The sequence below is a fragment of the Pseudomonas sp. ASL7 genome (genome assembly GCF_056680375.1).
This window is the reverse complement of sequence record NZ_CM155279.1, coordinates 869,790-885,304: the sequence shown is the minus strand read 5'-3', so window position 1 is coordinate 885,304 and position 15,515 is coordinate 869,790. Positions and strand designations below refer to the sequence as shown.

At 58.3% G+C, this 15,515-nt stretch carries 14 protein-coding genes; 6 read left to right on the top strand and 8 right to left on the bottom strand.

Annotated elements, in window-relative coordinates:
- Position 1: 1 nt before the first annotated feature.
- From AC1MDT_RS04055 to AC1MDT_RS04025, 7 genes are all read right to left on the bottom strand, one after another.
- A complete protein-coding gene (locus AC1MDT_RS04055; RefSeq protein ID WP_480420807.1) occupies positions 2-2,206 on the bottom strand; it encodes a chemotaxis protein CheA in 2,205 nt (734 codons plus the stop codon).
- Entirely contained in the window at positions 2,203-2,541 is a 339-nt protein-coding gene (locus tag AC1MDT_RS04050) for an STAS domain-containing protein (RefSeq protein ID WP_480420806.1), read from the bottom strand. Before AC1MDT_RS04050 ends, AC1MDT_RS04055 begins: the two co-directional genes overlap by 4 nt.
- Positions 2,542-2,553: 12 nt before the next feature.
- Positions 2,554-2,922 (bottom strand): response regulator, encoded by a 369-nt coding sequence (locus AC1MDT_RS04045; RefSeq protein ID WP_480420805.1) that lies wholly within the window; start codon positions 2,920-2,922, stop codon positions 2,554-2,556.
- Between the two features lie 31 nt (positions 2,923-2,953).
- Entirely contained in the window at positions 2,954-3,742 is a 789-nt protein-coding gene (locus tag AC1MDT_RS04040; RefSeq protein ID WP_480422699.1) for a methyl-accepting chemotaxis protein, read from the bottom strand.
- Positions 3,743-4,396: 654 nt separating this feature from the next.
- Positions 4,397-5,032 carry a response regulator gene (locus AC1MDT_RS04035; RefSeq protein ID WP_480420803.1) on the bottom strand — a complete coding sequence of 212 codons (636 nt, stop codon included), beginning with the start codon at positions 5,030-5,032 and terminating at the stop codon, positions 4,397-4,399.
- A complete protein-coding gene (locus AC1MDT_RS04030; protein ID WP_480420802.1) occupies positions 5,029-7,623 on the bottom strand; it encodes a PAS domain-containing sensor histidine kinase in 2,595 nt (864 codons plus the stop codon). The genes AC1MDT_RS04035 and AC1MDT_RS04030 overlap by 4 nt, the downstream gene beginning before the upstream one ends.
- A 555-nt stretch (positions 7,624-8,178) precedes the next feature.
- Positions 8,179-8,400, bottom strand: a complete 222-nt coding sequence (locus AC1MDT_RS04025; protein WP_480420801.1) for a hypothetical protein — start codon at positions 8,398-8,400, stop codon at positions 8,179-8,181.
- A gap of 259 nt (positions 8,401-8,659) precedes the next feature.
- Here AC1MDT_RS04025 and AC1MDT_RS04020 point away from each other — a divergent pair, with 259 nt between their 5' ends.
- The 6 genes from AC1MDT_RS04020 (at position 8,660) to AC1MDT_RS03995 (ending at position 13,944) form a co-directional block, all read left to right on the top strand.
- Positions 8,660-9,436 (top strand): ABC transporter substrate-binding protein, encoded by a 777-nt coding sequence (locus tag AC1MDT_RS04020; protein WP_480420799.1) that lies wholly within the window; start codon positions 8,660-8,662, stop codon positions 9,434-9,436.
- A 60-nt stretch (positions 9,437-9,496) separates the two neighbouring features.
- On the top strand, positions 9,497-10,186 hold the full coding sequence (locus AC1MDT_RS04015; protein WP_414906685.1) for an ABC transporter permease: 690 nt from the start codon (positions 9,497-9,499) through the stop codon (positions 10,184-10,186).
- Positions 10,187-10,200: 14 nt separating this feature from the next.
- The gene (locus tag AC1MDT_RS04010) at positions 10,201-10,899 is read left to right on the top strand and encodes an ABC transporter permease (RefSeq protein WP_480420797.1); all 699 of its coding nucleotides are present in this window, start codon (positions 10,201-10,203) and stop codon (positions 10,897-10,899) included.
- Positions 10,900-10,907: 8 nt separating this feature from the next.
- On the top strand, positions 10,908-12,020 hold the full coding sequence (locus AC1MDT_RS04005; protein WP_480420796.1) for a succinylglutamate desuccinylase/aspartoacylase family protein: 1,113 nt from the start codon (positions 10,908-10,910) through the stop codon (positions 12,018-12,020).
- Positions 12,021-12,038: 18 nt separating this feature from the next.
- Complete coding sequence (locus AC1MDT_RS04000; protein ID WP_480420795.1) at positions 12,039-12,803, top strand: ABC transporter ATP-binding protein; 765 nt, start codon at positions 12,039-12,041, stop codon at positions 12,801-12,803.
- Positions 12,804-13,035: 232 nt separating this feature from the next.
- Positions 13,036-13,944: a MurR/RpiR family transcriptional regulator gene (locus AC1MDT_RS03995; protein WP_480420794.1), complete on the top strand. Its 909-nt coding sequence runs from the start codon at positions 13,036-13,038 to the stop codon at positions 13,942-13,944.
- 36 nt (positions 13,945-13,980) lie between these two features.
- On the opposite strand, the gene AC1MDT_RS03990 is transcribed toward AC1MDT_RS03995, so the two are convergent.
- The gene (locus AC1MDT_RS03990) at positions 13,981-15,477 is read right to left on the bottom strand and encodes a CoA-acylating methylmalonate-semialdehyde dehydrogenase (protein ID WP_480420793.1); all 1,497 of its coding nucleotides are present in this window, start codon (positions 15,475-15,477) and stop codon (positions 13,981-13,983) included.
- Between the last annotated feature and the right edge of the window lie 38 nt (positions 15,478-15,515).

Here is a 15,515-nt window from a genome sequence, read left to right as displayed (position 1 = left end):
CTTAAATTGAATTCATCACACTGCGATTGACGTCAGGTGCAACTTCCGCAGGGCGCCCAGAGCTATCAACTGAATACGCACTGGCACGCTGAAGCAGGTTGGCGACATCCAGGATCAGGGCCACGCGGCCGTCACCGAGGATGGTCGAACCACTCAAGCCGCGACTTTTCTGAAACAACATGCCCAACGGTTTGATCACCGCTTGAAACTCACCCACGAGGTGATCCACCACCAGTCCGGCACGGTGGGCTCCGTGTTGCAGCACCACCAGGCTTTCACGCCCGGGAGAAGCGCCGCCGATGCTGAACAGCTCGCGCAGACGCAGGAAAGGCAAAGGTTCACCGCGCAGGTTGATCAGACGATGCCGACCCTCCTGCGGCGGCAGGTCAACGCACTCGACCACCTGATCCAGCGGCAAGACGAAATGCTCGTCACCGACCATGACCTGGAAACCATCGATAATCGCCAGCGTCAGCGGCAGGCGGATCCGCACTGTGGTACCCCGTCCGAACTCACTGAGCACTTCGACTTCGCCACGCAACAGTTCGATGTTGCGGCGCACCACATCCATTCCCACGCCACGACCGGAAAGATTGGTAACCTGTTCGGCAGTGGAAAAACCGGGTTCGAAAATCAAGCGGTAGACGTCGGCATCGCTCATCGGCTGATCCGGCTGAACCAGACCACGCTGCAAAGCCTTGGCCAGAATGCGCTGGCGATCCAGGCCCCGGCCGTCATCGTTGACTTCAATCACAATGCTGCCGGACTCATGGTAGGCATTCAGGCGCAGCGAACCGGTGACCACCTTGCCCGTGGTCAAACGTTCTTCTGCCGTCTCGATGCCGTGATCCATGGCGTTACGCACAATGTGCATCAACGGATCGGCGAGTCGTTCCACCATCGATTTGTCGAGTTCAGTGTCGGCACCGGTCACCAGCAACTGGATGTCCTTGCCGAGCTCTTTGGAGATGTCACGCACCACGCGCGGGAAGCGCTGGAACACTTCACCGATGGCCACCATGCGTAAACTCAGCGATGCGTCGCGGATGCTTTCAACCAGCACCGACATCGCCTGGGCGGCCTCCTCCATCATGTCCATGTCACGGCGCAGGGCATGCAAATTGGTGGCGGCACCGGCAATCACCAGCTCGCCCACCAGGTTGATCAGCTGGTCCAGTTTGCCAACCTCGACCTTGATGAATACCTGCTCGTGAGTACGCTTGTCTTCGACAGTTTTTTGCTTGTTGAACGCCGCGGCCATCATCGGTTCGGGCACCAGAGGATCGTCCGGCAGCCGCGAGCCCAGCGGGGTGACCGGCGATAATTCGCCCCGTTGACGAGCTAATCCGCGTTCAAGCTCGGCGTGGGTCAGCGCGCCGCTTTGTACCAGTATTTCACTCAGGCGCTGCGGCGACTCGGGGAGCGCCTCGATCAGGCGCAGGTAGTCTGAGACCCCACTGTTGGGCGACAGAATGTGTAACTGACAGTCATCACGAACGAACTCGAAGACGTTTTCGATTTCCTGTTGGGTGGCCGTCGATTCGAACTCAAGCTCAAACCCCAGGTAGCAGCACTCGGCATCGAAATCGGTGGGGCCCGGCAGTTGATCAGTGACCGTGTGCAAATGGACGATGCGCCCGAGTTTCCCCAGATAGCGCAGGAAGGACAGCGGGTCCATGCCATTACGTAAAACATCCGCAGATAGCCGCAATGACAGGTGCCAGTATTGATTGTTTACGCAGTCACCAGGCAGGCTCTGCAGCGGTAACTCAAGTACACGAAACGGTTCGATTTCCGGCCCGGGATCGCTGTTAGTACGGTCGAGGTACTCTTGCAACTGTTCCAGCAAGTGGGCGCGCAGAATCGCATTCGGCTCCTGCATCTCGCTGCCGTTTTCCACGGCCGTGAGAAGGCTGCCGATATAGTCACCGCAGGTCAGCAACAGCGAAAGCATGGCCCCTTCGACAAACAACTCACCCGTACGCACCTGATCCAGCAGGCTCTCCGCCACATGGGTGAAACTGACCAGCGATTCCAGGCCAAACAATCCGGCAGAGCCCTTGATCGTGTGGGCTGCCCGGAAAATCGCGTTGATCCGCTCCTCGGTGAACCCCTCATCCTCGATCGCGAGCAATGCCTCTTCCATGGCCGCCAGCAATTCCCGCCCCTCTTGCACCAGAGCACCACGAGCGCTGTCCAGATTCATTGGAAACCCTCCTCTTGACTGGCCATCTCTGGCGATGAATCACCCAGCTCGTCGACCAGATTGAGCAGCTCAAGCACCTCCCACACGGCGACGGAGTGCCGGACGAAGTTGATGGGCTTGTTCTGTCGAACCGCCTCGATTTTGAGTACCAGCAATATCTGAACGCCGGCAGTGTCGAAATCCTCCACCCCTTCCAGGTCAACTTCCAGCTGCTGACGGGACTCCAGCGCTTGCAAGAGTTCCGTTCGTACCGTTGCGGCACTGTAAATGTTCAGCTCGCCAACAAGGCTGAGGCCGTGATTTTCAGCGCGTTGAAAGTGACGGATCGTCGCCATGACAGACGTACCTCAAGGCAGGATTAGTTTGGACACCGCATCCAGTAGCACTGGCGGCTGGAAAGGTTTGACGACCCAGGCGCGCACGCCGGCAGCCTTGCCTTCGCTCTTCTTGGCCTCACCCGATTCGGTGGTCAGCATGATCACGGGGGTGAACTTGTAGGCGGGAAGTTGCTTGGCCGCTTTGACAAAGGTGATGCCATCCATGACGGGCATGTTCACGTCGGAGACGATCAGATTGATCTTGCGACCGTCCAGTTTGCCCAGGGCATCCTTACCGTCGAACGCCTCCACGACGCTGTAGCCGGCATTTCTGAGGGCGATGCCAACGACCTGACGAAAGCTGCTGGAGTCGTCGACGATCAACACTGTCTTAGCCATGAGGTGTCCCTGGTTTATATCTTTTAGAGGATTAGAAAAAGGTCACTGAGGACTGCTCGACCGGCGCCCGCGACTCGCCGCCATGAATGCGGGTTTGTTCCAGCGTGGTGTAACTGGACTCCAGCACTTGCAACCAGGCCTGGGCGTCCAGCGGCGCGACGTCGTACAGCCGCTCCAGCAAGCGACGCATGTCGAGGGTGATGTGAGAGGTAATCTGGCTGACTCGATCCTGGAACTGCAGGTCGACGAGAACCTGGTTGACGGTGTGCTCGACCTCACGACTGGAGCTTCGCAGCAGCGTGATGCGTTGTTCCATTTGAGCAATGCCTTGGGTCAGCTCAGCGAGCACCTGATTCACAATGCCTTCGGCTTCGCGGATCTTGCTCCGCTCGGTCTCGGCCACCTGGCCGGCATGTTCGATCAGCTCGTGCATGGAGCCGCCCATGATGCGAACTTTTTCAGTGATGCGCGCACCGGTGGCGCCAGACAGGGTGGAAAGCTTGCGCACCTCGTCGGCGACGACCGAGAAGCCGCGTCCGGACTCGCCGGCACGGGCCGCTTCGATGGCAGCGTTGAGGGCCAGGAGATTGGTTTGCGAGGCGATTTTGGCAACATCTTCGGCCATTCCGAACAGCTCGTCGACGAAGTTGCCCAGTTGGTGCATTTCCGTCAGAAAGTGTTCGCGTTCGGCCTGGGTGGCGTCCAGGGCAGTGACGGCTTTAGGCAGCTCGACCTGCGCGCTTCGAATCACCTCGAACACGCCGTCCTGGCCGTTATCGTCTGAACTTAACGCAATGGTCTGGCCCACTTGTTGACTCATGGCGACGAATTTTTGGGTCAGTCCGTCAGCGGCGTTTTCTGTCTGCGCCCGAGCCAGCTCGACTTGTTTCTCCCATAGCGGCAAGACGCTCGACAGCAACTTGCGCAAGGCCAGCAGTCCGACCGAATCTTGATGCTCAACGGGTTCTACGACACTGTCCACGTGAGCGAATGACGCCTGGCGCCAGCACAACCATAGACAAAGACCCTGGATCAGGGCGGCAAGGCCAGCCTTCCACCACGCGTCCGCCAAAGCGCTGCACAGCAGAGCCGTCAAGAGCAATCCTGCGATCAGCCACAAAGGATTACGCACCTGACTGCGTGTCGGATTCAGCGCCATCAGACCACCCCATCGTTTTTATTTTTTTGCGGGGCGACGCTGCCCACACAGCAACGTTCAAGCAAACGAAAGCTGCTGGCAGAAGGCCACGCCATCTTGGGTAAAGTCTAGAGGGGCAAGCCGCAGGCGACTACGAGCCAATTACCGGGAGCGACTAGGTAAAATAACCTATACGGTTTTGTGCACTCGGACCGGGGTGGTAATCCCGCCGACGCTGTCTGTAGGAGCGAGCTTGCTCGCGATGGACTCAAGGGAGCCGCGGTTAGCCAGTAAAACACGCGTTATCGTTAACGACCATCGCGAGCAAGCTCGCTCCTACAGATCAAGAATGCCTTGCCGGATGGCATACACCACCAGGCCCGCGAGATCGCGAATGTTCAGGCGCACCATGAGCTGCGCGCGATGCGCATCGACCGTCTTGACGCTGATGTTGAGCTGGTAAGCGATTTCCTTATTGGTTTTGCCGTTGACCAGCCAATAAAGCACCTCACGCTGACGGGCGGTCAGGGTGACTTCTTCCGACTCGGCACCTTGGCCATTCATCGCCTCGATCACCCGGCCGGATATTTTTGGGCTGAGGTAGCGATGCCCACTCAGAACAGCCTGAATGGCCATACGCAACTCAACTTCGGCGGCATCCTTGAGCAGATAGGCCGAGGCGCCCTCTTGCATGGCCTTGAGAACAAAGTCGCGAGTGTCGTGCATCGATAGCAAAATCACCGGCAGCACCGGCCAACGCACGCGCAGTTTTTTCAGCGCTTCAAGGCCGGACAAACGCTCCATGGTGATGTCCATCAGCAACACATCCGGCTTGTGCAGTTCGAGCAGCCTTTCGACATCGTCGCCATCACAGCCTTCGGCCACCACCGAATAGCCCCAATCCCCCAGTAACACCCGAATGCCTGCGCGCACCAGATTGTGGTCGTCCACCAGGACAATTCGAACCGTCATGCCTCGTTTCCTCGTTCGTTATTATTGTTGCTGTCCGGAATGATGACCACGATCTGTGTGCCGTGCCCCGTGGTCGATGTCAAAAAAAACTCACCGTCTAACAGTTTGGCCCGCTCTGCCATGCTCATTAAGCCCATGCCACTGCCATCGGCCAACGCAGCGTCATAATCAAAACCACGTCCGTTATCCACTATTCTCAAGTGAATGTTGTCATTGAACCGCGCCAACCTGATATCCACAGAACGGGCCGCCGCATGCTTGAGAACATTATTCAGCGCCTCCTGGAATATCCTGAACAGCGTGATTTCGACGCAGGGCGCCGTGCGCGGTTGCAGTTCGACACAATCGAGCAAGCATTCGAGACCGTCGGGCAGGTAGTTGTCGATCTGCCAGCGCATGGCCGCCACCAGCCCCAGGCTGTCCAGCTGTACCGGTCGCAACATCCGTGACAAATCGCGGACCTTGCTCAAGGCTTCGTCGGCAATGCGCACCAACACGGCCTGACGCTGCTCAATCTCGCCCTCCAGATGCCTCTGAATCCCGGAAGCACTGATTTTTATGCAGGTCAGGAGTTGCCCGATATCGTCATGCAACTCACGCGCGAGATGCCGGCGCTCAGTTTCCTGCACCCCAATGATTTGGCCGGAGAGGCGGTGCAATCGCCCATTGGCGGCCTCCAGGTCCCCCTGCAATCGACGGTGCTCGCTGACATCACGCAACATCACCTGAATGCAAGTCTGGCCATCCAGCAACAGGCGCCGTGCGGCCATTTCGACTTCGATCGCCGAGCCGTCCAGCCTCAGGTAATGCCGCGAACAAAATGTAGGCACATGGTCAGGCTTCACGATCAGCGCAAGGTCATCCCTGACTAGCTGATGAAAACAGGGGTCGATCATCGTGAAGATATTCACACCAATAAATTGCTCGACTGACTTGACGGCAAAGAGCCTGGCCGCTGCCACGTTGGCAAAAATCACTCGATAGTCCCGGAAGATCAGCAACCCTTCCGGCAGCAGCTCCACCAGTTCGCGATAGTGTCGCTCCCCCTCACTCAAGCGTCGCTCCACCCGTTTTTGCTCGGTGATGTCGAGCAAGGCGCCCAGCAGCAGCGGTTTTTCGCCCTGGGGTCGCAGTTCACCGCAGATCAGTACGTTGCGAAGTTCCCCGTCGGGTCGGCGAATCTGCAGTTCGATGTCCAGTCGCTCCCCTTCCAGCGCCCGGTCAATAGCCTGTTTGGCACACCGTTGCTCCTGCGCGACGATGCTGCCGAAAAAATCCCCATAGGTGCACTCACCGGAAAGAGTCGGCAGACCAAATATCCGCGCGCATTCATCTGTCCACGTGGCGCGCTCGGCACCGACTTCCCAGGACCATACCCCCAACCCGGCGATCAGTTGCGCCTCAAGCAACTTTTGCTGCGACACCTCCAACGCCTTTTCGGTTTGCTGACGGGCTGAAATGTCATGCAGACAGGCCAGGACATAGACCTTCTTGCCCAACCGGATAGGCGATAGATGCACCTCACAGACAAACGCACCGTCCCGATCCAGCCGCCTGAATTTCAAGGTCGCGCACAACTCTGCTCCGCCGGCAGCGCCTGACAACAACTGAGCGATACCCGACGGCTGACCACCGTTCAACTGCTCGGGGTAACAGAGGTCGACAAACTCGTAAGTGCAAAGGCATCCAGCACTGCCCACACCGAACAACTCCGCGGCTCGCTCATTCGCCTCCTGAACCCCTGACGCGCCGAGCAAAAGCACGCCGTCGTGGATCGATTGAAATAATCGGCGATAGCGATGCTCGCCACGACCAATACGCCGCCAGGCGGACACGAGCCCGACGGATGCCGCCAGGATCACGAAGCACGTCAGAAAAAGTACGGCAAAGGCGAAACGCTTCTGCTTGTGCCATACGGCCAGGTACTCCGCCGGCCACCTGGCAACCACCACTTGCAAGGGATAACCCGGCACTGCGGTGCGCACCAGCAGAATGCCCTCTCCCTGATCCTCCTTTAACCATTGCCTCCCCCCTACGCCTGGAACACGTGCTTGCGGCGGCAATCGACCTTGCTGTCGATAAACATTGCCCTGAAGGTCAAGCAACATCAGCGAAATGTCGAAGGTGTAGCCAAGATGGGAGAAGTAATCACGCTGGCTTGTCAGCGGCACGAGCGCGCCAACCGTCAACCACTTGCCGTTGGGACATGCATAACGGCGAAACACAGGCAGCCAGAGTTTATCGCCCCGCTGCAGACTGGGCGCGAACCAGAGCGCACGACCGACATCATGCGAAGGTTGCCAATCAATACCCTGGAACGCCTCGCCGGGGAGTGACCAGTGTCGCTCCCCGGCACTGACGAACAGCGATCCATGCTGTGGGTCAGAATCGACAAACCTCGTCAGCTCGCTGTCGACCTGCGCGTCTGTCAGCGGCCAGTCCAGACCCAACAGGTGATTGGCCAGGGCATCCATCGCGAACCGTCGCTGCTCCAGGGCTGTCGCGGTGTAACCGGCAATAGAAGCGGCCAGCAGCTGTGTACGAAGACTGACTGCACGCTGGCGGTCTTGAAAGTCGCGCCACAATGTCATGCAGCCCACGCCAATAATGAGAATGAGCAGCGTGACGCAAACACTCCAAATCAAAAAGTACGGGCGTGATTCCGGGCGAATAAATGATTTCAGGCGCGATACTCGCATAACAATCCGGGGCTCAGCTGGCACAAAGGGAATGAGGAGGTTTGACTAACGCCAGGCACCAAACCACGTGGCAATCGAGCCACGCTCGATACAGGCCAGGTCATCGGGGAGACGAATTAAAAGTCGCAGGTTGCCTAAGAATTTGGGCGCACACATTACTACGGAATTTGAAGGGGGAATGATCAAGCCGACGTATGTTGCTCAGGTGGCGGTTTTGCCATGACTGATACCGGTTTCAGTGGTGCAAATCACTGAAACCAAGGGCGATAGCCAATTGCTACCCTGCTAGCAATCTTACTAATTTTTGCCAGCAGACCCGCACAAGCGATTTCCTTGGGAAATTAGACGGTTTTACCTATAGACAGCCGGATAGAACGCCCACTGACATGTTCATGGGTGATGCGTGCCGCCACGGCCAAGCGCCGATAAACGTGTTGTTCTTCACCCCTATTTCGCCTCGCGCATGCACTCTGCCGTACTGGAATACAACGTCCCCGCCTCCTGAGCGAGCTTGCGCCATTCAGTGCTGGTGATGAGCCCTTCACGCTCCATGTCATCAGCAGCCCTCAATAGCCTGTTGTACTTATCCTCGGCATCAATGCGGTTATCCGGCAGCGTCAAGAGCTGTCGCCAAGCTGTTAGGGCCTGCTTTCTTTGCGTCTCTTTCATGGTGCCCCCCCCAGAGTTCGTATAGGGATAGATGCCTTCCGCACTCAGGCGTTCAACCTGACTGACGCACAAAATCGCCCCCCCCACCGGCTCATTCGCGAATCCCTATGCCTCGTTTTGATATGTTTTTTTTCATAACATTGATTTTTGAAATAATACGTGTCATTTATAGCCACACCAAATCATCCGGACAGCTCCACCTCGCCAGATCGGACGGCCAGTACCTGTACCCCTGAACGCCCCCCAAGGAGTCAACAATATGAACAAGACCGAACTTCTAGGTGCCCTGGCACTGTGCGCCGCCAGCTTCCTGGCCCAAGCCGACGAAGGCAGCCTGCGTATCGGTATCGAAGCCGCCTACCCGCCCTTCTCTTTCAAGACACCGGAGGGCAACGTTAGTGGTTTCGATTACGACATCGGCAACGCCTTGTGCGAAGAGATGAAGATCAAGTGTGAGTGGGTCATTCAAGAGTTCGACGGCATGATCCCGTCGCTGAAAGTGCGCAAGATCGACGCGGTGCTGTCGTCGATGTCGATCACTGAAGACCGCATGAAATCGGTCGATTTCAGCAAAAAGTACTACCACACGCCGGGCAAGTTCGCGATGAAGGCCGGTAACGTGATCAACGATCCGCTGGTTGATCTCAAAGGCAAGAAAGTCGGCGTGCAACGCTCCTCGACTTACGACCGTTTCGCCACCGAGCAGCTGGAGAAAGCAGGGGTCGAAGTGGTGCGCTACGGCTCACAAAATGAAGCCTTCCTTGATCTGGCATCGGGTCGCCTGGACGCCACGCTCGCCGACATCGTCAACACCGATGAGAGCTTTATCAAAACGCCGGCGGGTCAGGGTTTCGCACTGGTCGGGCCGGACATCAATGACCCGAAATACTTCGGCAGAGGCGCCGGGATCGCGGTGCGCAAAGGCGACAGCGTGAACACCGCACGCCTGAACACAGCGATTGACGCCATCCGCGCCAATGGCAAGTACCAGCAAGTGATGGCCAAGTATTTCGCCTTCGATATCTACGGCGAATAAACGCCTGCCCGCAACCCTGTGGCGCCGCCTCTTTGCGGCGCTCGCTTGAGGAACTTCACCATGCTTCACGGCTACGGATCGAGCATTCTCGATGGCGCCTGGCTGACCGTAAACCTGGCCCTGACCTCCATGTCCCTGGCGATTGCGCTGGGGCTGATCGGCGCCGCCTTTCGTTTGTCGCCGCTCAAATGGCTGGCGATGCTGGGCGAAGGCTATACGACTCTGATTCGCGGTATTCCCGACCTGGTACTGATTCTGCTGATCTTCTACGGCGGTCAGGACCTGGTGAACCGCATTGCTCTTGCGCTCGGTTACACCCGTTACATCGACATCAATCCCTTCATCGCCGGCGTTTGCACCATGGGCTTTATTTTTGGTGCCTATCTGTCGGAGACGTTTCGTGGCGCGTTCATGGCGATTCCCAAGGGCCAGGCCGAGGCCGGCGCGGCCTATGGCATGAGTGGCACGCAGGTGTTCTGGCGGATTTCGGTGCCGCAGATGATTCGTTTTGCCCTTCCCGGGTTCACCAACAACTGGCTGGTGCTGACCAAATCCACCGCGCTGATCTCGGTGATCGGCTTGCAGGACATGATGTTCAAGGCCAAGAACGCAGCGGACGCAACCCATGAACCCTTTACGTTTTTCCTCGCCGTGGCGGCGCTTTATCTGATGCTGACCAGCCTCTCATTGCTGGTGCTGCGCTATCTGGAAAAACACTACTCGGTCGGCATCAAAGCCGCCGAATTGTGATGGGGAGCTGACCCATGATTCTCGACTACAACCTGATTTGGGAAAACCTGCCGCTGTATTTCAATGGCGTGCTGGTCACCCTAAAAGTCCTGCTGATCTCCCTGGCGTTTGGTCTGGTGCTGGCGATTCCGTTGGCGCTGATGCGGGTGTCCCGATCCCCGCTGATCAACTTCCCGGCCTGGCTTTACACCTACGTGATTCGCGGCACACCGATGCTGGTGCAATTGTTCCTGATCTATTACGGGCTGGCTCAGTTCGCAGTGGTACGCGAAAGCGTGCTCTGGCCATACCTGTCCAGTGCAACGTTTTGTACCTGCCTGGCGTTTGCGATCAATACCAGTGCCTATAGCGCGGAACTCCTCGCCGGCAGCCTGAAGTCCACGCCCCACGGCGAGATCGAAGCCGCCAAGGCCATGGGCATGTCGCGCTTCACCCTGTACCGCCGCATTCTCCTGCCATCGGCCTTGCGCCGGGCACTGCCGCAATACAGCAACGAAGTGTTGATGATGCTGCAAACCACCAGCCTGGCGTCGATCGTCACGCTGGTGGACATCACCGGCGCCGCGCGTACGGTCAGTTCGCGGTTCTATCTGCCGTTCGAGGCGTTCATCACGGCCGGCCTCATCTACCTGGTCCTGACCTTCATCCTGGTTCGTCTGTTCAAGCTGGCCGAGCGCCGTTGGTTGGCGTACCTGGCACCGCGCAAGCACTAAGGAGTTTTATGAAGCACATTCAATACCTTTTGCCGTGGAGTGCCTTGGGCACTGAACGACAGCTGTCGCTGTTTCGCTTTGGCAGTGGACCGCGCAAGGCGTATATCCAGGCCTCACTGCATGCCGACGAACTGCCGGGAATGCGCGTTGCCATTGAGCTCAAGCGCCGATTGCGTGAACTGGAAGAACAAGGCCGCCTGACCGGGGTGATCGAACTGGTGCCGATGGCCAATCCGATCGGTATCGCACAGATGTTCCAGGCCACCCATCAAGGTCGCTTTGAGTTTTCCAGCGGCAAGAATTTCAATCGCGACTTCCCGGAGCTGGTCGAAGCGGTGGCGGCGCGTTTGGAAGGTCAACTGGCAGACGATGCCGACGCCAACGTGGCACTGATCCGCCGCGCCATGGGCGATGTCCTCAGCGACTTGCCGGTACCGACATCGGAACTCGAGGGTCTGCGCCGTTTGTTGATGCAGCATGCGTGTGACGCGGATGTGGTCCTGGACCTGCACTGCGACTTCGAGTCGGTCATGCTGCTTTACAGCATGCCGCAAAACTGGCCACGGTTAGGCTCATTGGCCGCGCGCCTGGGAGCCGATGTTGCGCTATTGGCCGAAGCCGCGGGAGGCAATGCCTTCGATGAAGCTTGCGCGATCCCCTGGTTGCGACTGGCCGAGCGTTTTGCGCACGCCAATATTCCGCTGGCGTGCGTGGCCACCACCATCGAGTTACGCGGGATGGCCGATACCGAAAGCGAGCCATGCCTTGACAGCGCTGAGGCTATTCTCGGCTATCTCGCCGAACAAGGCCTGATCAGCGGTGACTGGCCGGTTGCGCCACCTACCCGCTGTGAAGCGACGCCGTTCGCTGGCGCGCAGTACGCCTACGCGCCGCACCCCGGCGTGGTGAGTTTTCTGCAACCGCTGGGGGCACGGGTCAAGGTGGGTGATCCCCTGTTCGAAGTGATTGATCCGCTGAGCGATCGGCACAGCGTGGTGCGCGCCAGTACCGACGGCATTCTCTACGCCCGCGAACGCCTGCGCTTTGCCCAGCCCGGTTTGTGGCTGGCCAAAGTGGCCGGTAGCACCCCCATTCGCCAAGGCCGCTTGCTCAGCGACTGACTCCAGAGAGTTGAAACCATGTACAAACTTGAAATTCAGAATCTGCATAAAAGCTACGGCACCCACGAAGTGCTCAGGGGCGTGTCGCTGGAGGCGAAAGCTGGCGACGTGATCAGTATCATCGGCTCCAGCGGCTCAGGCAAAAGCACCTTTTTACGCTGCATCAACCTGCTGGAGCAGCCCAACTCGGGCAACATTGTGCTCAATGGCGAGCCACTCAAGTTGGTGACCAACAAACTCGGCGGGCTCAAAGCCGCCGACCCCAAGCAGTTGCAACGCATGCGTTCTCGACTGTCGATGGTGTTTCAGCACTTCAATCTGTGGTCGCACATGAGCGCCCTTGAAAACGTCATGGAAGCGCCGGTGCATGTGCTGGGAATAGGCAAGAAAGAAGCCCGGGAAAAAGCCGAGCATTACCTGAACAAAGTCGGCGTGGCGCACCGTATGGAGGCTTATCCGGCGCATATGTCCGGCGGCGAACAGCAGCGTGTGGCGATTGCCCGTGCTCTGGCCATGGAACCGGAAGTGATGCTGTTCGATGAACCGACTTCGGCACTCGATCCCGAGCTGGTCGGCGAAGTGCTCAAAGTCATGCAGGACCTCGCACTCGAAGGCCGCACGATGGTGGTCGTGACCCACGAAATGGGCTTTGCCCGCGAGGTGTCGAACCAACTGGTGTTCCTTCACAAGGGCCAGGTCGAAGAGCGTGGTGACCCACGTGAAGTGTTGGTCAAGCCACAGTCCGAGCGTCTCCAGCAGTTCCTGGCCGGCAGCTTGAAATAATCCGGTTGGGTAATGCCAGCGTGTAGGAGCGAGCTTGCTCGCGATGGTCGTTCAGCCACAGAAAATGTGTCGGATGTTCCATCTTCGCGAGCAAGCTCGCTCCTACACGCAGCCGAACGCAGGCTTCGCCAGCTGCTACAAGGTATGTGTTGTGGCTGAAATTGCTTAACCAAGGGTTGGCTTCAGATACACTCCAGCCAACCTTATGCCCTCAGGAAATGTTGAGCCGGATATGCCGACACCTTCGAAAAACACCACGGTCTATGCCGCGCCGGTGATGCGCAAACTGGCGGAGATCGTTTCCGACTTGCAGCCGTCGTTGCGCAAGGTGGCGGACTTTATTCTGCGTCATCCCCTGAAGGCGGCGACGCTGACCATCGAGGAGATGGCGCACGAAACCTCCACTTCGCCCGCTGCGGTCAACCGCTTGGCCAAGGCGCTGAACCTGGGTGGCTACACCGGCATGAAGGCCGAGCTGGTCGCGACGTTGCAGCAGATGGTGTCGCCAGTCGATAAACTGCGTAACGAACTGGCACATCGGCCCGATGGCGCGTTTGGCCTGCATGAGCAAATCCAGAGCGCCAGCAGCAACCTCGCCACGGCAGCGACCAACAATCACGAAGACGCTTTTGAAGCGTTTGTCACCTGCCTGACCCAAGCGCGCAAAATTTACATCCTGGGCTTTGGCAACAGTGTCTACTTCGCTGGCCTCGCCGCCTCGACCCTGATGCCCTTCTGTGCAGACGCCACCGCCATCAGCATGGAGGGCGGCAACGAAAACGCCGCTTACCGGCTGGCCGCGATCACCGACCAGGATGTGCTGCTGGCGATCTCCCTGCCACGGTATTCCCTCGACACCCTGCAACTCGCCCGCTTCGCCCATGAGCGTGGCGCTTCGGTGCTAGCGATTACCGATTCACCCGCCTCCCCCCTCACCAGCATCGCCGAACACGTGCTGTTCGCTCCCGCCGACCATCCGGTATTGACCAGTTCCAACATCGCGGTGCTCGCCTTGATCGAAGGCTTGGTGGCAGGCGTGATGGCTCGCAACAAGGAAGCGGTGAAGCTGGCGACCGAATTGACTGAAAGCGTGATGGCTTACCTGCACGTGCCCACCAGCGGTAAATCGCCGAAAAAGTAATCCTGCTCAGCCCTGCCCGCCCCCAAATGACCCGCCTCAGCTGTTACTCGGGAATGCAAATTGCGCCGCCTCGTGACTGGCACGCTGCGGCCAGCGCTGTGTAATGGCCTTGCGGCGTGTATAGAAACGAACCCCATCGGGGCCGTATGCGTGAAGGTCGCCGAACAGCGAACGCTTCCAGCCACCAAAGCTGTGATAAGCCACGGGAACCGGTAATGGAACGTTCACCCCGACCATGCCGACTTCGATTTCATCACAGAACAGTCGGGCCGCCTCGCCATCACGGGTAAAGATACAGGTGCCATTCCCGTATTCATGCTCGTTGATCAGCTGCATGGCTTGTTCAAGACTGTCGACTCGCACGATGCACAATACCGGCCCGAAGATCTCTTCTTTGTAGATCCGCATCTGCGGGGTGACACGGTCGAACAGGCAACCGCCCAGAAAGAAGCCATTTTCCTGATTGGCAACCTGAAGTCCGCGGCCATCGACAACCAGTTCAGCTCCGCTTTGAACACCCTCATCGACGTAGCCTTTCACTTTGTCACGATGGGCGCTGGTGATCAGTGGACCCATGTCCAGACCGCAGGAGGTTCCGGCACCAATTTTCAGCGCCTGGATCTGCGGCACCAACCTCTGGATCAGCGCATCAGCAATCTGGTCACCCACACAAACCGCGACCGAGATTGCCATGCAGCGCTCGCCGCAGGAACCGTAGGCAGCCCCCATCAAGGCGCTCACGGCATTGTTCAGGTCAGCATCAGGCATCAACACGGCATGGTTTTTCGCGCCGCCCAGCGCTTGCACTCGCTTACCACGCCGGGTGCCTTCTGCGTAGATGTATTCGGCGATCGGTGTCGAACCGACGAAGCTCAGGGCTTTGACTTCGGGTGCTTCAATCAGGGCATCGACGGCTTCCTTGTCGCCGTGCACGACGCTCATAACACCTTTGGGCAGACCCGCTTCGAGCAACAGTTCAGCAATATACAAAGTGGAGCTGGGATCACGTTCCGAAGGCTTGAGGATGAAGCAGTTGCCGCAAACGATGGCCAGCGGATACATCCACAGTGGAACCATGGCCGGGAAGTTGAACGGGGTGATACCGGCCACCACACCGATTGGCTGGAAATCACTCCAGGCATCGATATTCGGCCCCACATTGCGGCTGTATTCACCCTTGAGGATTTCCGGGGCGGAGCACGCGAACTCCACGTTCTCAATACCGCGCTTGAGTTCGCCCGCAGCGTCTTCCAGTGTCTTGCCGTGCTCTTCGCTGATCATCCGGGCGATCCTGGCCTCGTTTTGCTCAAGCAGTTGCTTGAACCGAAACATGATCTGGGCACGCTTGGCAGCAGGGGTCTGGCGCCATGCGGGAAAGGCCGCCGTCGCAACGGATATCGCCTGTTGAACCGTTGCGCGATCGGCAAGCGAAACCTGGTGGATCACTTCGCCGGTCGACGGGTTGTACACGGGCGCAGTACGACCGGCGATGGCAACGTGCTCGCCGTTGATCAGATGATGGATGCTACTCATGATTGAAGACCTTTGGTTCGAAGTGGAGGGATGGACGA